Here is a 20,314-nt window from a genome sequence, read left to right on the forward strand (position 1 = left end):
GGTTTTTTTTTAGCTCCAAATCCAAAAAAATCCTCCCAGACAAATCAGCAAACCTGTACAGAATCCAGCATATACTTCTGCAGGTCGATGTGCATTGAGATAAAGGCGGGAAGAAGCTATAATTCCAGAAAGAAGAATCGCCGCCAGAAGAGGATATACCATTTGATAGGAAGTGAATTTCAAGGCTAGGCAAATCACAACACCCAAAAATCCTCCAGCTCCGACCATATGTGCGGACATTTTCCAAAAGAAGGTAACCAAGGTCAGAAAAATCACAGCTGAAGTAATAATCGCCATACTCAACCAAAGCACTGGATCAAGTTCCGTCTTTTGGTACAAAAAGTAGGTAATCAAAATATAATAGAGGCAGATAATCAAAAAAGGAATGGTTCGATCTTTCAGTTCAGCCATATGAAGACTTTTTACCAAGCCACTTAGACGAAGCCCGAGAATAGTCACCATCGGAATCAATAACGTAGAAAGTACGATTAAAAAGAACAACCGGTACTTGAATTCTTCCGGGATACTGCTTGCCTGAGGGACTCCAAAAAGGACCATTCCGACGACCAAAATCGGCATCAGCAAAGGTTGAAATACAACAGAAATAGTTAGCGAAAAAAACCTCAACACTACAATTCCTTTCTAAGTCTTGCTACAGGAATCTGGAGTTGCTCACGGTATTTGGCAACTGTACGGCGAGCAATATTGTACCCTTTTTTATTCAGCATTTTCACCAGCTTATCATCAGATAGCGGTTTCTTTTTATCCTCGGCATCCACCATTCCCTGCAATACTGATTTGACTTCTCGATTGCTGACATCTTCCCCACTATCTGTAGCAATCCCCTCTGAAAAGAAATATTTCAAAGGATAAACTCCAAACTCCGTCTGAATGGATTTACTATTTGCCACACGAGAAACCGTTGAAATATCCATATCAATTTTCTCAGCAATATCCTTTAGAATCATCGGTCGAAGATTAGTCTCATCTCCATCGATAAAAAATTCCTTTTGATAGTTAAGAATCGCCTCCATGGTTCTCAAAAGCGTATTTTGGCGCTGTTTGATTGCATCGATAAACCATTTGGCGGCATCAAGTTTTTGCTTGACAAAAGTGACAGTTTCTTTAAGCTTTTTATCTTTCTTGTCACTCTTATCATACGCGTCAAACATATCCGCATAGGATCTAGAAATCCGAAGTTCAGGAGCATTTTTAGAATTTAGACTGACCTCTAGCTTCCCGCTATTGTTGGTCAAAATAAAATCAGGAATGATGTATTGCGTACGGACCAAGCCATCAGAAATACCTCCTGGCTTAGGATTTAATCGCGTAATTAGATTGACCGCATCTTTGATCTCCTCCTCAGAAAGATCCAGTCTCTTTTGAATTTTAGGGTAATGCTTTTTGGTGAATTCTTCAAAACAATCCTGAACAATGGCTAAGGCATGTAAAACCATCGGATCATCTGGGTGCTCTTTCCGCTCCAATTGAATAATCAGGCATTCTTGAAGATTTCTTGCGGCGATTCCTGCAGGATCAAAAGTTTGAATCTTCCTAAGGATCTCCTCCATCTCATCAATATCCGTTTCAATATTTTGAGAAAAAGCCAAATCATTAATGATTGCCTCGAGATCCCGGCGGATATAGCCATCATTTTCAATACTTCCGATCAATTGCTGACCAATGATTTTCTGACGATCATCCAGTTTCAAAAAGTTAAGCTGGGAGATCAGCTGCTCATGCAAGCTCGACTGGGAGGATATTGGAATTTCCCGATCTTCCTCGTCGGCGTTGTAATTCCCATCTCCTTGCATTTTATACCCACTATACTCATCATCGAGATAGTCATCCAAGTTGATTTCATGATCATCCCGCCCCAAATCATCCTCATACGAATCCTCAAAATCATCCTCTTCTTGAGCTTTATCAGATTCTTCCTCGCGCCCTTCCTCCAGCGCGGGATTAATTTCCAATTCCTCTTCAATACGTGCATCCAGTTCCGCTGTAGGCACCTGCAACAATTTGATAAACTGAATTTGCTGCGGAGAAAGCTTCTGTGAAAGCGATTGTGTAAGATTAAGCTTTTGCATGGAAAGGGATTAAATCCTGCTATTTGGGTTCAAAAAAAGCTTTTTCCAAGGAAAAAGCCAACTGATCAAATTTAGGAAAAACGGGCAATTTTTTGATAAAAAGGTGATTTAATCGTTTTTTTGCATTCCTTCTCAAATAGATAGGAAATCTCCTTTTTCTAAAAAAATTAGCTAATGGCATTTAACAAGCGGGTTAAAATCAAAACTGTCCTCGAGCAAAACCTGATCGGACAGGAAATCACCCTTATGGGCTGGGTAAGAACGAAGCGAAGCAATAAAAATGTGTCCTTTATTGCGCTTAATGACGGCTCGACTATCACCAATTACCAAGTGGTGGCTGATCCCAATGTGATTGCTGATGACATTTTGAAAAAGTGTAGCACTGGAGCCTGTATCAAAATCACCGGCTCTGTAGTAGAAAGCCTTGGATCAGGACAATCTTCTGAAATCAATGCTCAGTCGATCGAAATCCTAGGCGAAGCAGATCCTGAAAAATATCCTCTACAACCTAAGAAGCACTCTTTGGAATTTCTTCGGGAGATTGCCCATCTTCGGATGCGAACCAATACCTTCGGGGCTGTATTCCGTGTCCGTCATGCTTTGGCATTTGCGGTGCATAAGTATTTCAACGACAAGGGATTTTTCTATATCCACACTCCGATTATTACAGCATCGGATGCAGAAGGTGCAGGGGAAATGTTTCATGTAACCACACTCCCGATCGGAAACCCACCACGAACCGAAGACGGAAAAGTGGATTACAAGCAGGACTTCTTTGAGCGGGAGACCAATTTGACTGTTTCGGGTCAATTGGAAGGCGAACTTGCTGCCATGGCCTTATCTGAGATTTACACCTTTGGACCGACTTTTCGTGCAGAAAACTCCAATACTACAAGACACCTTGCTGAGTTTTGGATGATCGAGCCAGAGATGGCTTTCTACGATGCGGAGGACAACCAAAATTTAGCGGAAGACTTCCTGAAATACGTAATCCGCTATGCGCTCGAACATTGTGAGGAAGATCTGAAGTTTTTAGCTCAGCGAGCTCAAGATGAAGAAAATACCAAACCTGCGGATCAGCGGGCTGAATTGGGCTTGATTGAGAAACTCAAGTTTGTAGTCGAAAATGACTTTGTCAGACTTACCTACACCGAGGCAATTGATATTCTCCGCAATAGCAATCCAAATAAAAAGAAGAAATTCCAATACCTGATCGAATCATGGGGTGCAGACTTACAGTCTGAGCATGAGCGATATTTGGTGGAAAAGCACTTCAAAAAGCCGGTGATTTTGACGGACTATCCTAAGGATATCAAAGCCTTCTACATGCGTCAAAATGAAGATGGCAAAACCGTAGCCGCGATGGATATCCTATTCCCAGGCATTGGTGAAATTGTGGGTGGTTCTCAGCGAGAAGAAAGGCTAGAAAAGCTTACACAGCGGATGCAAGAGATGAATATTCCAGAAGAAGAACTCTGGTGGTACCTTGATACCCGACGATTTGGAGCTACGCCACATGCTGGATTCGGCTTAGGTTTCGAGCGGATGGTACTCTTTGTGACAGGTATGAGTAATATTAGGGATGTAATTGCCTTCCCGAGAACACCAGGAAACGCAGAATTCTAAAATCAAAAAAAACCTCGCTTAGACAAAGCGAGGTTTTTTGTTTAACTGACAACCTTCACTCTTCTGGCCAAAGGAATACAAAGGATACTGAAGAAAATTGCCAAATAACCCACAAAATTAAAATTGGTGAGTTGCCCGAGTTCATTTTCACCGATAATCATCCCTGCTAAAAGGGCTGCAAATCCAGAAGCCAACTGCTGAACGGCTGAGTTGAAACTTAGGAAACTGCCCCTGTTTTCAGGTTTGGCGGTCCCTGTGATAATCGCGGCTGCTGGTACATATCGCCCATTGGAAGTGACAAAAAACATGGTGGTTATAATCAGCACCAAAGGAACCGGGGTCACCCCCAAATGAGTAATAATTCCAATGGGGATTAAGTTTAGTATCATAAAAATGGTAAAGATCTTAAGCTTCCCATGCCGATCAGAGAGCTTTCCCACCCAGGGAGAGGTAAAAATCGTAAAGGCTCCTCCTGCGATATAGACATACGTCAATTGCATATCCGTAAAACCTACATTGGCTACATTGTAAGGACTCAAAAATGGGATAATCATAAACTGCCCAAACATCATCATTACCGAAAGAGTAATGGCTCTCATTTGATTGGCATTACCCGTCACACGTCGGATTACTTCCAAGGGATGTGGGCGTTTAATATCGTGAACCAAGTGATCGGATAATTCGGGAATAAACTTGATAATCATTCCCAAACTAACCACAGAAAGTCCAGTCAGAATGAAAAATGGCGTATGCCAATTGGACAAACTTGCCAAGAAAAGCCCCAATGGAACTCCCATTACAGACGCAAAGGAAAAGGCAGACATAACTAATCCCATCGCTTTTCCACGATGCTCAAATGGAACAACATCTCCAATGATCGCCAAAATCAATGCGGAGGTAAGTCCACCAAAAACCCCAGACAAAACTCGAGCGATCAACAGAATAGGGAAATTCGGTGAAAAAGCACAGCCCAAAGTTCCGAGCGTAAACCCTACATAAACCCAAAGAAGGATTTTTTTTCGGTCAAATCGATCCAAGAAAAAGGCACCCAAAAAACTGGATGCTCCCGCACTGAATGTATACGATGAAACCAATAAGCTAAATTCGCTGGGACCAATTTCAAAGATCCGCATCAATTGGGGACCCAAGGGCATCAAAATCATAAAATCCACGATGTGGATAAAATTGATTATGGCTAAAGTCCAAAGTAGAAGTTTCTCGTTTCGCATAAAAGGGGTAATGGGTGACTAACCTTTTTTTCAAAAATTAAGTTTGCCCCAATGAGATTTTTTAATCAATGTCCAAAGCTAGAAAAGATTCAGGAATAGCCTCCACAAGATCGGTTGCAATCATCGATCTCCCATAATCCGATCCTGCGATCTCCCCTGCCAATCCGTGATGATATACCCCACAAAGAACTGCCGAAATGGGTGAATAACCTTGGCCCAAAAAGGAAACCAGGATGCCTGAAAGAACATCTCCTACCCCTCCGGTAGCCATATGCTTAGTTCCGGAGGAATTAAAAATAACTCTGCCATCCGCCAAGCAAATGGCTGAATTCGCTCCTTTGATAACCAAGTTCAATTCGTATTTCAAACAAAACTCTCTTCCTACTTTGATCCGATCCAAATGAGAGGAATATGTAGTACCGAAGAGCCTTGAAAACTCCCCTAAATGAGGGGTAAGAATACTTCCTTTTGGAATTTTAGCGATTAATTCAGGATGACTAGCAAGAAGATTTAAACCATCTGCATCGATAACAAGGGGACAATGAGTTGAAGTAAAAAAGGAACTTAGCACCTCCACACTGATCTTTTGCCCTAATCCGGGACCAAGTGCAATGGCATCAAAATCATGGGAGTCCACTGGATCAAAAACACACATCGCCTCAGGCACCGCAATCTGAATGATTTGCCGCTCAGATTCTGGAATCTGAAGGGTGACTAAGCCAGAGCCCGTTCTCAAAGCTGCCTTCGCTGCTAATATTGCTGCCCCCATTTTCCCTTTTTGACCCGCCCAAATGAGCACCTTTCCAAAATCCCCTTTATGAGAAAATCGATGAAATCGCCGGTGTAAAGGGATCACATCCTTTTTTTGCAAGTAATAGTTCTCGCCTTCCAATCGTTCATGGGATTCATCTGGAATTCCGATATCCAATAAAACCAACTCTCCTACTACTGAGGCATGTTCCGGAAATAATAAAGACAGCTTCGGAAACGAAAAGGTAAGTGTGAAACTTGCTGAAACAACAGGTGTCAAATTGGAAAGCGACTCATCAGAAGGAAGACCACTGGGCAAATCCACTGAATATATTGGACCTTTACCCAAAAAGGAATTGATCTTTTCTATAATTGAAATCGCCTTTGGCCTTAACTCACCTCGAAGTCCTACACCCAAAAAAGAATCAATCACAGCAGAATAGCGACTGGAATCAAATAAAGTCCAAGATTCTACTGGAATTCCGGCTGGCAAGAGGTTAAGATTTGTAGAAGTATCAGGACTTAACTTATCCTCAGAGTCAAAACAGGTAAATACATTTACATTTATTCCACCTTTTGACAATAGCCTGGCAATTGCTAAACCATCTCCCCCATTATTACCAGAGCCAACAAAAATTGCAACGGCTTTTTCAAATTGAAAAGATTGCCCAGCCCACCACTCGACGAAAGAGTGAGCCGATTTTTCCATTAATTCAAGACTTGAAATACCTAGCTCTTGTTGATGATTCAAATCGAGAATTTTCACCTGATTTCCAGAAAGAATCTTGAGCATAACCTAATTCGATTTAGGAGATAAGGCAGTCTTTGGAATGGTCACTAAAATCAGAAAACCCAATCCTACAATAAAGAACACCCCTAGAAATAGAGCAGAATTTCGCATGCTTCCAGTAAGTTGTTCAATCGCCCCATAGGTGAAGGTTCCTATTACAATTGCCAGTTTTTCGGTAACATCAAAGAAACTGAAATAAGATGCGTGATCGGTGGTTTCTTCCGGGATAAGCTTTGAAAATGTTGATCGGGAAAGTGATTGAATTCCTCCCATTACCATACCCACTACAAAGGCCAAGGCATAAAACTGAAGAACTTCATACACATAGTAAGCCGAACCACAGATCCCTATCCAGATAAACACCATGATCATTAGGCTGATTTTATTGCCGAATTTTTTTGAAACAAAGGCAAACAAATAGCTTCCAATGATGGCTACGAACTGGATAATCAAAATTGTGAGGATGAGTTGGTCTCCGGGCATTTTAAGCTCTTTATCTCCAAAAGAAGCGGCGAGATACATCACTGTTTGTACACCCATCGAATAAAAAAAGAAAGAATAAAGGAAGCGTTTCATCATGGACTTTTCCTTTACCTCAGCATATACTTTCCGGATTTCTTGATAGCCTTTCAAGATTAAGGCTCGATGAATTTTCTTTTTAAATGGATTTTTGGGGAGATACTTAAATGGAATTTGAGAAAACCCAGCCCACCAAATTCCGGTAATTAAAAAGGATAATCGTGCTGCCAAACTTCCTTCTGGCAAACCAAACCAATCTGGAAATTGGATCATCAAAAGGTTTAAAACCAATAAAATCACACTTCCTACATACCCCAAAGCAAATCCACGGGCACTTAAAAAATCATACTCACTTTCTTCGGCAATTTCAGGCAAATAGGCATTGTAGAAAACGATACTTCCAGCGTAACCAATACTTGCCAGAACACTACAAAGAATCCCAAATTCTAAATTAGATCCATCAAAAAAGAATAAACCTATACAAGCTATTGATCCCAGATAGGCAAATAATTTCATAAACAACAACTTCCTACCTGAAGCATCGGCCATACCACACAGAAGTGGAGAAAAAATAGCAATTACCAAATATGAAAATGAAATGGAGTAGGAATATAAAACCGTATTAACTACTTCCCATCCAAAAAAAGAAACTCGGTCAGAACCATCAATTCCCTTGGTAACACTATTATAGTAAACAGGGAAAATGGTAGAGGTAATAACCAAACTATAAACCGAATTGGCCCAATCATACATGGCCCAGGCGCCTTGTACTTTACTTTTATTGCTAAGTCTTAGTTTCATAGGGTGATAAAAAAAGCCATCCCGATTAGAGGATGGCTTTAAATATAAGGTTTAATGCAAATTATTTATCATAAATCTTACCAGTCGAAGCATAAAGCACACGACGAGCATCTGCATTTCTAAGTTCTGTCTGAACGTCGGAGATAGGACCCATTTTCACGTCTTTGTCCACTTTCATGGAAATGGTGATTAGACCTCTATCTGCTTCAGGGAGTTTATCACGCTCTTGGTTAACCCACTGAACCAACTCAGGAGCATTCAACAACGCATCGTTTGCTTGAATTCTTGGTTCGCTACCATACAAGCCGGTGTTTTTTGGCTTACCGATGTAGATGTAGGAAATCAAAGTCTTCTTTTGAAGCTTTTGAAGCTGCGTTGCTTGAGGAATTTTTTGCTCTACCAAGATGTCTTGCTCTCTCAATACGGTAGTCACCATGAAGAAGAACAACAACATGAAGATGATATCAGGCAAGGCAGACGTAGGAATACTTTCCTGTGTTTTGGTCTTTTTCTTAAACTTTGCCATATCAATTACCTCCTATTTTATCAGGTTCAGCAATAGAAATCGCCATAGGGATTCCTTCTTTTCCTTTGTCTTGAAGCGCTTTTGAAGCTTCATCTTCTCCAGTCAAACCTCTGTATTCGTCAGCAGTCAACCCAACTCGCTCAGCATAAATTTCAAAATATGCCTTTTTCGCTAAGTCAAATACTTCCAAGAATACATCGTAGCTTGTACCACGGTTGGTTTTGATGGAAATAACTGCTTCACCTGGGTGATCTGAAGATTCAGGTCTTCTTAATGCTTGCGCTTGAAGTGAAGCTGGCAATGTGTTGAACAAAGCAGCTGCATCCTCATCAGGAGCACCAAAATTCAAGATGAAATCTTTAAAATCTTGATCCAGACCTTCAGCAGTTCTTCTGTACTCGCCTTCTACAAGCAAATCATCATTCGCGTTAATCAACACGTTGAAGATGTTACGCTCGTTTTTCTTAATATCTGGTGGCGGTACGTTCGGATCCAACTTCGGAGGTAGGATGTTTAGAATCCCCTTATCCGAAGCGATCGTAGTCGTCACGAGAAAGAAGATCAATAGCAGGAAGGCGATGTCAGCCATCGAACCCGCATTAACCTCCTGACTCATTCTTCCTTTACTTCTCGCCATGATTATTTGATCGCTTTATTGAGTTCAGTAATAACAATTCCAACTACTGCAATGATCGTCAAAATGTAAGTAGTAACTAAAAAGCCACCAACAATTTGAGACATCTGAGGAGTTAGGTTGAATGGTTCTCCTTCAAACTTAGGCAATACTTCATTTGAAGAAATAGAGTAGCTAATGAAGAAGAGAACAAAGATCACTAGAACACCAAGACCTGTCTTAAGCAAGCTCTTAGGATCATCCAATGACTTGATCAATGGAAGGACAACTGCGAAAACAGCACCTAAGCCGACTAGCGCGTATCCAACGTATAAAATGATATCGTAAGTATCCATATTAAATCAACTTAAAGTTAAATGACTTATTAATTGAACCAGAAGGCTGGAATTACTTACCAGTCAACTTGTGCTTCACCAACACGTCTACCAAAGAGATAGAAGCGTCTTCCATGTCATTTACCAAAGAGTCGATTTTAGCTACTAGGTAGTTGTAGAACAACTGTAGGATAATCGCAACGATCAAACCAGCAACTGTAGTCAAAAGGGCGATTTTAATACCACCTGCTACGATTGAAGGAGAGATATCACCAGCAGCCTCGATGGTATCGAAGGCGAAGATCATACCGATTACCGTACCCATGAAGCCCAACATTGGAGCCAAAGAGATGAAAAGAGAGATCCATACAAGACCTTTTTCCAAACGGCCCATTTCAACTGAACCGTAAGCAATGATTGATTTTTCAACCATTTCGATACCTTCTGAGTATCTCATCAAGCCTTGGGTAAAGATAGAAGCAACTGGACCTTTAGTGCTCTTAGTAACATCCTTAGCAGCTTCAACGCCTCCAGAAGCCAAAGCCTCTTCGATTTTGTTGATCAACTTCTTAGTGTTAGTAGTAGAAAGGTTCAAAGTGATGATTCTTTCCAATGCAATAGCAAGACCCAAGATCAAACAGATCAATACTGGAGTCATGTACACTGGATCACCTTCGATAAACTTTTCTTTGATGATTTGGTGGAAGCTTTGCTCCTCAGCGACGATCTCGTCGTCAACCATAGTTGGGGATGCAGCAGGCTCTTCTACTGCTTGAGTTTCTTCAGTTGCAGCAGTTGTGTCAGCAGCTGCATCTTGTGCGTTAGCGAAAACAGGAACAAATAGGATACCTGCAAGCATGAACAAAGCGATTAACTTTCTCATAATGTGATTTTTAAATAGACTTTTGATAAAGGTTAAATGGTTTCCAGATTAAATCGAGGCTTTAAAGTTATCATTTTTTAAATTCAAAAAACAATGGGTTCTTTTTACTTTTTTGAAAGAATCCCCTGTTTTAAATGATTTAAAGCCAATTTTTACATGAATGGAATGAAAAACACAGGAATCATTGAATGGGGTTTTTAAACCCAAATTATCTGAATTTTTTGATCCACTTGTTCAAAGATTAGCCAATATATTGGTTTTCAAAAGAATCATTAAAATAAAAGTAATTTTCTTTCTTCTTTTCCATTCACGGGCTGAGTTCACAATCATTTCGATCGCATCATTTACGAGGATTTAAAAATTTATTCTTCCTGTATCGAATTGTAATCGAAACGTAACTTCCTTGAATTGTAAAAAATGATTGTCTGCAATTTTGGACCTCATTTACAAACTGCCAAATCGCTCATACCTCCAAGTATCTCCTGGAGGCCAATTTCAACCCCGAGGTTCCTCAATCAGTCCACCTTCTTTTTGATAAAACAAGAGGAAACAAAAAAGCCAACCTTATCGCTAAAGTTGGCTATTGATGCAGAGAGGAAGGGATTCGAACCCTCGATACCCTTTAGGGGTATACACACTTTCCAGGCGTGCTCCTTCAACCACTCGGACACCTCTCTGTGTTGATTTTTGGTCCCTTTCGGAATCGGAGTGCAAAGAAAAAAATTATTCCTCCCCTTTCCAAACCAGACGATAAAATAACCGAAAAATCATGCGGTTATTTCCCCTGCTATAGATTGAGTGAGTTTGAGACACACTTCCTCTCGACTATAATTTTGCCCCAATAAAAACATCAATTTAGTGACTGCTGCTTCAGTGGTCATATCTGCACCGCTCACTACCCCAACTGCCAGCAATTCTTTGCTTGTCTCATATCGACCTTGAATTACACGTCCACCATTACATTGAGAGACATTTAAAATAATTAATCCCTTTTTGATCGCTTTTTCTAAAGACTGCATAAACCAAGCTTCTGATGGACTATTCCCCGAACCATAGGTTTCTAAGACAACTCCTCTAAGCCCGTCAATACTGAAACATGCATCCATGATTTTATCGGTGATTCCAGGGAAAAGCTTCAGAATCATGACCCGGTTATCGAGATTGTTCAGATTTTTCAATTTACGCGTCGCCTCATAAGGTCTGATCGCATTGGTATTGTAGTCGATCACAATCCCTGCCTCCGCCAGAATGGGGTAGTTTTCGGACTCAAAAGCATCAAAGTGGATACTTTGTACTTTTTTAGCCCGATTTCCTCTCAGGAGCATGTGGTTGAAAAAGATGCATACCTCAGGGACAATAGGCCGGCCATTGATTTTAGCGGTAGCGATTTCGAGGGAAGTCATCAAATTTTCCCTTGCATCTGAGCGCATCGCCGAAATAGGTAATTGCGCTCCTGTGAATATGACTGGCTTATTTAACCCATTGAGCATGTAACTCAACATGGATGCGGAATAGGCCATGGTATCAGTGCCATGCAATACCACAAAGCCATCATAACTATCATAGTTCTCATAAATAATATAGGCCATGTCTTTCCAATGTCTCATAGACACATTTGAAGAATCAATTGGCTCGGGAAATGAGATAACCGTAATAGCAATGTCCATATTGGACAGGATCGGTATTTTTTCGAGAATCTGTCCAAAATTAAATGGAACTAGAGCGCCTGATTCGTCATAGGCCATCCCCAAAGTTCCCCCAGTATAGATAATCAATACGGAGGCAGTCTTTGCCGTCTTTAGACCAGTATTTAATCGGACGATTTTATAATTCATTTTCTTACCTCCTTAAATAAATTAAGTGCATTGGCCTTGGTGAATTCTGCTACCTGTGCAGAGGAAATCTCCTTGAGATCACCTACTCGCTGTGCAATTATTCCCAAATACGCTGGTGTATTTCTTTTTCCCCGATGAGGAACCGGGGCCAAATACGGCGCATCTGTTTCCAAAACCAAATTTTCTATTCCAATATAAGGAATCACTTGATCTAAGCCACCGTTTTTGAAAGTGACCACTCCGCCAATTCCTAATAAAAATCCTAAATCGATAATTTTTTTTGCTTGCTCCAAGCTCCCGGTAAAGCAATGAAAAATCCCTTTTAACGTACCGTTCTGATGGCTACTTATTATCTCGATAGTTTCGTCAATGGATTCTCTGCAATGCAACACGATCGGCAAATTCAAGGATTTAGCCCAGTTGATTTGAATCTCCAAGGATTCCTTTTGGATGCCAAAAGTAGTTTTATCCCAATACAGATCAGTCCCAATCTCTCCCACTGCCGCAAAATCACGCTTGCCCAACCACTCTTCCATGATTCGTAGCTGATCTCTAAAATCTTCCTTGACATCGCAGGGATGAAGCCCCATCATTGGAATACACAAATCCCCATATCGCTCTTCACAGTCCAACATCCGATTGATTGTTTCCACATCCACATTGGGCATGTAAATTCGTTCGACCCCTGCCGCCTTGATTTCTTCAATGATCTGATCTCGATCAGAATCAAATTTTGATGAATAAATGTGGGCATGAGTATCGATCAGATTCATGGGTATTTTCTGGATTTCCAAGGGGTTTTCTGGGGCCAAAAGTAATAAAGAATAGTTAGCGTAAGGGTCAGAAACTGGTAAAAATCGTAGAGCAATCCGTCGGTGAATCTCATCTTTTGTCCTGCCCTTCCAGCCAAAATCCGGTTCAGACTCCATTGAATCAGAGATTTACCCATCCAAATTCCATATCCAACTATCGGCCAATGGAAGATCAAGTAAACTAATGCTGGGAAATAGGCAAATTGAAGCCCCAAAGCGATTTTCCAAGGAATTGAAAGCGACATGACACCTTGCATCCATCGCTTGCGCTGTTGCATCAAGGCACGAAAACTGCCCTCACTTTTGGTTTTCACCAGCATGTTTTGGGTGAATTGGTAACGAATCTTAAAACCTATCTTTCGAATTAATCGAGCCAATTCAAGATCTTCAGTCAGTGAATTCGCGGTGTTTGGAAATCCTCCACTTTGAAAATATGCCTCTCTGGAGACAACCATATTATTTCCCAAACCCGTGGCAGGAAAACCTAGATCAGTCGAAATTTTCACCAATCCAAGTGTATTCCACCAATCCATTGCCTGCATTCGATCCAAAAACCGATTCCCATGCACGGCTGTAATCCCCAAAACCAGTCCTGTTTTAGAATCTGTAAATGCCGATAAACCCGCCTTAATCCAATCTCTTGGAACCTGGCAATCTGCATCGGTAAAAAAGAAAAAATCACCAGTTGCCTGCATGACCAGTTGAGCCAAAGCGTTAGCCTTTCCATTGGGATGAAGCTTTCCAAAATCTGCTTCACTCAGGGTTAATACTTGATGCCTTTCGGATTCTTTTTTCCAATCATAAAGGATCGATTGAGTTTGATCTTGACTGGCATCATCTACAATCAAAATCTCCAAAAGCTCTTTCGGATAATCTAGCGTTTTCAAACTTTCTAAGAGCCTCGGTAATTGAGTTTCTTCGTTTCTCGCGGCAATTAGAATGGAGACTTTGGGATCTATGAATTTGGACTGGTCATACCTTTTCCAAAAAAACCGAATCGCGATCCATAGCGCTAAAAACTGGATCAAAAGAAAACATACGACTACATAGGCAATCATAATAGTGCTGTTTGCCAATCTTCCCGTTTCAAAAAATCCAAATAGGCAGGAAGAATTTGGGGTAAAACTTGGGCTGTCTTTTGCTGATCATGAAAAACAACCACCTTTCCTGGTTTGGTATTTTGGATACTGTTTTGAAGAATTCGCTGGCTAGAGATACCCTTTGAATAATCTCCTGTCAACAAGCTCCACATTACAATCTTTTTGGATTTCTTCACTTCCATGGCTTGCATTTGAGTTAACCTACCATAAGGCGGACGAAATAGCGAGGTCTTTTCACCTAGCTCTTCATTGAGCAACTGATCAAAGCGTCTCACATCTTCCAGGTAGATCTCAGTTTTAGTCTTCCAACCGTTTAAATGATGGGTGGTATGATTACCGATTTGATGACCTTCACTTAAAACTCTCTCCGCCAATCGGGAATGTTTACGGAGATTTTCCCCGACCATAAAAAAAGTGGCTTGAAATCCTCTTGCTCCTAATTCATCTAGAACAAAATCAGTAACTCCAGGTACAGGACCATCGTCAAAAGTCAACCATATCCTCCGATCCACTGCAGGCATTTCCCAAATTCGATTGGGGAAAATGTTCTGGATGATTTTTGGAACCGAATGAAAAACCATGGCTTAAGCTATCCGCAAACTCAGCAAAGTGAGATCGTCTCTGAGTGGTTGATCTTTGGAAAACTTGTTGATTTCTTCCAGAAAGTTTCGATGAAACATATCTGGATCCATGCAAATATTTCCTTCTGCAAATGCCCGAAATCTATCCTCGCCAAATTCTTCCTCGTTGGGATTGATCGTTTCGGTTAGGCCATCGGTATAAAGGTGAATCATAAATTTCCCCAAGTTTGTCCTAGACCCCACTTCCATAAAAGGTAACTCTTCAAATGCGCCGAGTATTGTGGTTCCTGCCTCCAAGGTTTCCCCTTGCATCGAATCCTCTCGACATAAGATAGGAGGATTATGGCCCGCATTAATAAATCGTAATGTCTGAGTCGAAAAACGATATTCCCCTAGAAAAAAGGTAATGAATCGTTCTCCTTTGGTATTATCAAACAAGGTGTAATTCAATTGTCTTACGATGGTCTCCAAGGAAGCATCACTTCGAAGCAAGGTTCGTAATGCCGCTTGGAAATTAGACATCAATAGTGCGGCGGCGATTCCTTTACCAGAGACATCTGCGATACAGAAGTAAATTGTGTCTTCACTTTTCTGAATCAGATCGTAATAGTCCCCTCCCACCATACTATGCGGGAAATAGGTGACTTTCGCCTTTATTCTTCCATTTTCAGGAAGTGTGGATGGAAACAACATCTGTTGAACCTGGGAAGCGATTGCCACTTCTCTATTCAATACCTCCTGTTCCAGTTGTTTTCGGGCAAAGCGTTTATTTTCCAAGGCCACAACCAAAATATTGGTCAAAGCTTGTGTAAAGTCCAAATCCAGTTCCTGAGCGACATGCTTCCGTTTCAAAAAAAGAATCGCCAACATGGAATTCTTGTGGTATACCGGCAAGTAGGTTTCCAACTCTTCAAAAGAATACCCATCCGGCAATTGAATGGACATTTGCCCGGTCTCTTTTTGATCTTTTACCTGATCTAAAGCAAGCGAGGAGGGAATTTTATACTTTACACCATGGGCTATTTTTTGCTCAAACTGCCCCTCTTTAAAAACATAAAGAACCAGAGACTTCAGTTCCAAATGGACCAGACAGGTAAATTTGAAAATATTCACCAAGACGGATTCCGACTGATTTTCATTGATCGCCTGGGTGATTTCCAAAAGAGCTTTTAACTCCAACTCTTTCCGTTGGTATTTAAATTCTTGTTCTTTCACATTAAAGGGTATTGTGAGCCATTAGGCCCTTTTTTGTAGCTAAATAAAAAAGTGATGCACCCTCCTCCAAGATATCCACAGTATCGAATCGTTCCTCATCTGGCCCAATTAGACATTTGATCATCCCTTTTTGATAAAGCGAACGGAGTGTTTCTAAGATTTGACGATCCTCCCACCCTAGGGCATTCTTTAGATAGGAAAAAGGCTGAACAAAGTACAATTCGTCCAAAAGATCAAACTCCAAATCACTCATGCTGACTTTATTTTAGGCTTAAAATTAAGCAAACTTCGATTGTCCCTCTCTTTCCAAGTGAATTTTCCCTGAAGCACTCCAAAGATGACAAGTAAAACATAAAGCGGATGCATGAGACTTGTCAGTAAATAATCGGTTTTGGAACAAGGAATTTCTAAGCTTTCCAATACCCGGCTCAAAGCCAAAAAATCTACCAACCACTTCAACAACCAAAGGATCAAAAATCCTGCAATACCCGCTTTCCCAAGTAACAGCAAACCTAAACTCCCTATCCAAAATGCTGGAAATAACCCGGCAATAATTGCAGTCAATTGATGCCTCTTTCCATGCTTATTCCATTTACTCGACCAGCGAACTCGCTGTTGAATCAATTCAGACCAGAAATGAAGGGATGTGGTGCTGACCAACGCTTCGCGAAAGGGAACATACACACAGGATTCATTACCAAAATGGCTTGAGAATTTTTCCAATAAAAACGCATCATCGCCCGACAAAAACTGATATGATCCCTCATAGCCCCCAACCTCCTCAAAAGCCACTCTTCGAAAAGCCAAATTTGCACCACTGCACATCAAAGGATTTGACTTCTGAAATGAAAACTGAGTAACCAAAAGAATACTCGCCCACTCGATTTGCTGAAATTTGGCGAACAGATTTCCATCTCGAGCCATGGTCATTACAGGACCCGCAACCAATTGCACTTTTTGATTTGAAAAAGGGTTCGTCAATGCCTCCAACCAAGTAGCTGAAAATTCACAGTCAGCATCCGAAGTCACTATAAATTTCTCCTTCGAATGACTGATCCCAAAGTCCAAGGCAGCTTTTTTCCCAATCCCCGGACTCTTGAGAAGTTTTAGGTTGGGGATCTGTCCGAGAAAAGATTCAAAAAGAGAATAAGAACTATCTGTACTTTGATCATCCACCAAAACAATCTCCGTAACATGCTGATGAATAAGTGCTAGTTGCTTTCCAAGACTTACCCCATTTGCTTGTTCATTTCGAAAAGGAATAACTAGGGAAATGCTTTTCCTTTCAGCCCTTTGAGGCTTTTCAAGTTTTTTCTTTGGCCAACTTTGAGCCAGTAAAACCAATAGCACTGCATACACTACACCTCCAAAAAGGTAGAAACTGATCATCTTTTACCTAACTTGCGCAGGTGACCAAAGTACAAGAAAAACCCGCGAAAGAAAAGATTATCCTAGGCATTGACCCTGGTACCACAGTGATGGGCTATGGCTTGATTCTCACCCAAGGGAAAACTTACAAACTCCTGCAATTTGGTGTGATACACCTCAAAAAATACGAAACTCACGAACTGAAGCTTAAAAAAATTTTTGAACGAATCAGTGGGATCATTGAGGAATTTACCCCGGATTCGGTCGCTTTGGAAGCCCCATTTTACGGAGCTAACGTACAATCAATGCTCAAACTCGGTCGCGCTCAAGGGGTTGCTATGGCGGCGGCACTTTCCCGCGAAATCCCGATCACAGAATATTCTCCCAAAAAAGTCAAGCAATCAGTCACGGGTAATGGAAACGCTTCCAAGGAACAAGTAGCCGCTATGCTTCAAACTCTTCTAGGCATTGCAGAACTTCCTAAACTCTTGGATGCGACGGATGCACTTGCTGTAGCTCTATGTCATCATTTTCATGAAGGACGAATCCAAACACGTGGACGAACTGAAGGCTGGAAATCGTTCATTGAAGAAAATCCCAACCGCATCAAAAAATAAATCCCAGCCTTTTGAGCTGGAATTTTTATTTCAAACCGTTGGAGGATTAATTTCCTCCAAGTGTATATCCCAAGGACAACTTGAAAACCTGATTTTTCACTGGGGTATTGAAGTAATTCAGGGAGCTCAGTCCAAAATCAAAGTTCGCCTGAACATTAACCCCAAATGGAAGTCGGGCTTGCGCACCTACTACACCTCCCAAATCATAGCCTCGAATCACATCGGTGGAATTAGAAATATCATCTCCCAACTGGTATTCTCTAGCCAGTAAAAGGGAAGCTTGAGGACCTGCGAATACATTTACAGAAGGCAGAATATTCAACCTCAACAACACCGGAATATCAAGATAGGACAAGTTTTCATCCACCATTCTTCCTGTTCCGAGCTCTTCCCCTTGATAGCCCTTTTTGGAGAAAAACATTCCCGGTTCCACTGACACAAAGGTTCCCTCTGCGGTATAATAAGCACCAAAATGGAATCCACTTTTTGCATCAAAATTTGTGTCCGAAAAGTTGGCAGAATTAAAGCCAGCCCGTACTCCAAATTGAGCCTGAGCTACTCCCAAGGAAAGCCCAAAGACGAAAACCAAGATTAAAATCTTTCTCATAAATTCTTTCTAAGTTTAATGGTGTAAAACTAACGCAGGAAAGCAATTTCCTAGCATCTTTCTCCTATAAAGAATGGAAATGCCACTACTTCTACTTAACCAATTTCCTGAATTAGATCAAAAATCAAAAGAAGCATTTTTGAAAAAGCTTCAAATCATCACCGTAGAACGTGGCGAATTGCTTCAAAATGAAGGGGAAATTTGTGATTTCTTATTTTTTGTCCTTGAGGGATCATTACGAAGCTTTCATCTACGGGATAATCGAGACATCACCATTTCTTTTGCGCTCGAACAGGAAATTGCCACTTCTATGCATTCTTTTATTACGCGAAAAAATTCACACGAACTCATTGAGCCTATGGAAAAAAGTCGGATTGGGAAAATTTCCTACACTGACTTGATGGGCCTTTTTGATGAATTCCCGATGATCGAGCGTGTTTATCGAAAAATTCTCGAGCAATATTACATTCAATTGGAAGAGCAAATTCTTTCTGTAAAGTTCAAATCAGCAAGAGATCGCTATTTAGAACTACTTGAAACTCGACCCAAAATTATCCAAAAGGCAGCAGTTGGACAGATCGCCTCCTATTTGGACATGAGTATCGAAACGCTTAGCCGAATTCGGGGTAAAATTTGATTTTTTGATCTAGATCAAAGGGTTTTTGACTCATCATCAATAACTTCCCGACTACGTTAGGAAAACCCAGCCCTTATGAAACCCAATTACCTGCACCTGTTATTCCTTGCTTTGGTCAGTATGATCCAAAGCTGCGGATTTGAAACAACCGAACAAACCTACGATTCTTCGTTACTCAATCGGGCCTCTGAAGAAGAAGTAGAGCAGCTTGTAGAATCATTTATTCTTGCCGAAGACTCGAGCACGATTACCTTGCCAGAGGGATTTTTTGATATTCAAACCCAACTGATTCTAGACAACAAAACAGCAGTCAAAATCAAAGGAGCAGGAATGGACAAAACAGTCCTCTCATTTAGAAACCTAAGCTCAGGGGGCGAGGGAGTTAAGATTGTAGGTCGAGATATTATCCTTGAAGATTTCACCATCGAAGACGCTCCCGGGGATGGCATCAAATCTCAGCATACCGATGGAATCACCTTCAGAAGGATTAATGTCACGTGGACTAATGGAGAAAAATCCAAAAACGGAACCTACGCCATCTATCCTGTTCAATGCAAAAATGTCCTGATCGAGGAGTGCATCGCTTCGCACTCCAAAGATGCGGGCATTTATGTTGGACAATCCGAAAACATCGTGGTTAAAAACTCTCTGGCTTTTGGAAATGTAGCTGGAATTGAAATCGAAAACTGCGACAATGCAGAGGTTTTTGGAAATACTGTGCGACATAACTCAGGTGGAATCTTGGTATTCAACTTACCAGGTCTCCCGAAAAGTGATGGAAAAGCCACCAAGATTTACGACAATCACGTGTTCGAAAACAACCATAAAAACTTTGCCACCCCACTCGGAGAAGATCCAAATGGAAACACTGTGACCATGATTCCACCTGGATCGGGTATTGTACTTTTAGCAGCAAAGGAGGTTGAAATTTTCAACAACAAAATTGAGCATAACAAGACTGCCGGAATCTCAATCGCGAGCTATCAAGTCACTGGATTTCCGGCTGAGGCTCCCAATTGGTCTCCCTACACCTCCAGCGTGTTTGTGCATGACAACACCTATTTGAGAAAAGGCTTTAGCCTTCCGGATTTTTCCAGAGAATTGGGAAAATTAATCAGTGTGTACAATGCCCACGGGTTTGGAAAGGGTCAAGACATCATTTACGACGGCATTTGGGATGAATCTATTTCTTCAAGCATCGATTCTAATCCCATGAAAATCTGTATCAGTGAAAACATGGAAAACCTTCGCTTTACCAGATTTTACCTCATGGAAGGAGAAGAGCATATCGAATCCTTTTCAGATTTTGAAAAATTCCAAAATTGCAGCGTTACCGTGCAAACCAATGTAAACATGCTCGCTCAAGCCAAGTAATATTTC

21 protein-coding genes and 1 tRNA gene are annotated in these 20,314 nt (G+C 41.1%); 4 read left to right on the plus strand and 18 right to left on the minus strand.

The features are described 5' to 3' along the window. Window positions 1–9: 9 nt before the first annotated feature. Together AO498_RS15985 and rpoN are read right to left on the minus strand one after the other, a co-directional pair. Window positions 10–579, minus strand: a complete 570-nt coding sequence (locus AO498_RS15985; RefSeq protein ID WP_236778611.1) for a PA-phosphatase — start codon at window positions 577–579, stop codon at window positions 10–12. A gap of 50 nt (window positions 580–629) precedes the next feature. Beyond that, window positions 630–2,090 (minus strand): RNA polymerase factor sigma-54, encoded by a 1,461-nt coding sequence (gene rpoN, locus AO498_RS15990; RefSeq protein WP_067549842.1) that lies wholly within the window; start codon window positions 2,088–2,090, stop codon window positions 630–632. Between the two features lie 174 nt (window positions 2,091–2,264). On the opposite strand from rpoN, the gene asnS reads away from it, so the two are divergent. Continuing rightward, window positions 2,265–3,716: an asparagine--tRNA ligase gene (asnS, locus tag AO498_RS15995; RefSeq protein ID WP_067549844.1), complete on the plus strand. Its 1,452-nt coding sequence runs from the start codon at window positions 2,265–2,267 to the stop codon at window positions 3,714–3,716. Window positions 3,717–3,757: 41 nt separating this feature from the next. Here asnS and AO498_RS16000 read toward each other — a convergent pair whose 3' ends face one another. The 15 genes from AO498_RS16000 to AO498_RS16070 form a co-directional block, all read right to left on the minus strand. After that, window positions 3,758–4,945 (minus strand): MFS transporter, encoded by a 1,188-nt coding sequence (locus AO498_RS16000; protein ID WP_067549845.1) that lies wholly within the window; start codon window positions 4,943–4,945, stop codon window positions 3,758–3,760. A gap of 61 nt (window positions 4,946–5,006) precedes the next feature. Beyond that, window positions 5,007–6,488, minus strand: a complete 1,482-nt coding sequence (locus AO498_RS16005; protein ID WP_067549846.1) for a bifunctional ADP-dependent NAD(P)H-hydrate dehydratase/NAD(P)H-hydrate epimerase — start codon at window positions 6,486–6,488, stop codon at window positions 5,007–5,009. A 3-nt stretch (window positions 6,489–6,491) separates the two neighbouring features. Further along, the gene (locus tag AO498_RS16010) at window positions 6,492–7,805 is read right to left on the minus strand and encodes an MFS transporter (protein WP_067549848.1); all 1,314 of its coding nucleotides are present in this window, start codon (window positions 7,803–7,805) and stop codon (window positions 6,492–6,494) included. Between the two features lie 61 nt (window positions 7,806–7,866). Beyond that, complete coding sequence (locus AO498_RS16015; protein ID WP_067549849.1) at window positions 7,867–8,331, minus strand: ExbD/TolR family protein; 465 nt, start codon at window positions 8,329–8,331, stop codon at window positions 7,867–7,869. Between the two features lies 1 nt (window position 8,332). Continuing rightward, a complete protein-coding gene (locus AO498_RS16020; protein WP_067549851.1) occupies window positions 8,333–8,968 on the minus strand; it encodes an ExbD/TolR family protein in 636 nt (211 codons plus the stop codon). Window positions 8,969–8,970: 2 nt separating this feature from the next. Further along, window positions 8,971–9,300, minus strand: a complete 330-nt coding sequence (locus AO498_RS16025; RefSeq protein ID WP_067549852.1) for a hypothetical protein — start codon at window positions 9,298–9,300, stop codon at window positions 8,971–8,973. Between the two features lie 52 nt (window positions 9,301–9,352). Then, a complete protein-coding gene (locus AO498_RS16030; protein ID WP_067549853.1) occupies window positions 9,353–10,162 on the minus strand; it encodes a MotA/TolQ/ExbB proton channel family protein in 810 nt (269 codons plus the stop codon). Between the two features lie 589 nt (window positions 10,163–10,751). Next, window positions 10,752–10,839, minus strand: a tRNA-Ser gene (locus tag AO498_RS16035). Window positions 10,840–10,929: 90 nt separating this feature from the next. Further along, window positions 10,930–11,997, minus strand: coding sequence for an asparaginase (locus AO498_RS16040; protein WP_067549855.1), 1,068 nt, complete (start codon window positions 11,995–11,997; stop codon window positions 10,930–10,932). Next, window positions 11,994–12,770 (minus strand): TatD family hydrolase, encoded by a 777-nt coding sequence (locus AO498_RS16045; RefSeq protein ID WP_067549859.1) that lies wholly within the window; start codon window positions 12,768–12,770, stop codon window positions 11,994–11,996. Before AO498_RS16045 ends, AO498_RS16040 begins: the two co-directional genes overlap by 4 nt. Further along, window positions 12,767–13,867: a glycosyltransferase gene (locus AO498_RS16050; protein WP_067549861.1), complete on the minus strand. Its 1,101-nt coding sequence runs from the start codon at window positions 13,865–13,867 to the stop codon at window positions 12,767–12,769. Before AO498_RS16050 ends, AO498_RS16045 begins: the two co-directional genes overlap by 4 nt. After that, window positions 13,864–14,490, minus strand: coding sequence for a polysaccharide deacetylase family protein (locus AO498_RS16055; RefSeq protein WP_067549863.1), 627 nt, complete (start codon window positions 14,488–14,490; stop codon window positions 13,864–13,866). Before AO498_RS16055 ends, AO498_RS16050 begins: the two co-directional genes overlap by 4 nt. 3 nt (window positions 14,491–14,493) lie before the next feature. Next, window positions 14,494–15,705, minus strand: a complete 1,212-nt coding sequence (locus AO498_RS16060) for a PP2C family protein-serine/threonine phosphatase (RefSeq protein WP_067549865.1) — start codon at window positions 15,703–15,705, stop codon at window positions 14,494–14,496. A gap of 1 nt (window position 15,706) precedes the next feature. Further along, window positions 15,707–15,958 (minus strand): hypothetical protein, encoded by a 252-nt coding sequence (locus AO498_RS16065; RefSeq protein ID WP_067549866.1) that lies wholly within the window; start codon window positions 15,956–15,958, stop codon window positions 15,707–15,709. Then, complete coding sequence (locus tag AO498_RS16070; protein WP_067549868.1) at window positions 15,955–17,094, minus strand: glycosyltransferase; 1,140 nt, start codon at window positions 17,092–17,094, stop codon at window positions 15,955–15,957. Before AO498_RS16070 ends, AO498_RS16065 begins: the two co-directional genes overlap by 4 nt. A gap of 20 nt (window positions 17,095–17,114) precedes the next feature. On the opposite strand from AO498_RS16070, the gene ruvC reads away from it, so the two are divergent. Continuing rightward, on the plus strand, window positions 17,115–17,690 hold the full coding sequence (ruvC, locus tag AO498_RS16075; protein ID WP_067549870.1) for a crossover junction endodeoxyribonuclease RuvC: 576 nt from the start codon (window positions 17,115–17,117) through the stop codon (window positions 17,688–17,690). A gap of 46 nt (window positions 17,691–17,736) precedes the next feature. On the opposite strand, the gene AO498_RS16080 is transcribed toward ruvC, so the two are convergent. Then, entirely contained in the window at window positions 17,737–18,297 is a 561-nt protein-coding gene (locus tag AO498_RS16080; protein ID WP_067549871.1) for a porin family protein, read from the minus strand. 79 nt (window positions 18,298–18,376) lie between these two features. Between AO498_RS16080 and AO498_RS16085 the strand changes: the two genes are divergently transcribed. Then, window positions 18,377–18,934 (plus strand): Crp/Fnr family transcriptional regulator, encoded by a 558-nt coding sequence (locus tag AO498_RS16085; protein WP_236778612.1) that lies wholly within the window; start codon window positions 18,377–18,379, stop codon window positions 18,932–18,934. Between the two features lie 75 nt (window positions 18,935–19,009). Further along, window positions 19,010–20,308 (plus strand): parallel beta-helix domain-containing protein, encoded by a 1,299-nt coding sequence (locus AO498_RS16090; protein ID WP_067549874.1) that lies wholly within the window; start codon window positions 19,010–19,012, stop codon window positions 20,306–20,308. Window positions 20,309–20,314 lie beyond the last annotated feature (6 nt).

The organism is Algoriphagus sanaruensis (assembly GCF_001593605.1).
Classification (GTDB): Bacteria; Bacteroidota; Bacteroidia; order Cytophagales; family Cyclobacteriaceae; genus Algoriphagus; species Algoriphagus sanaruensis.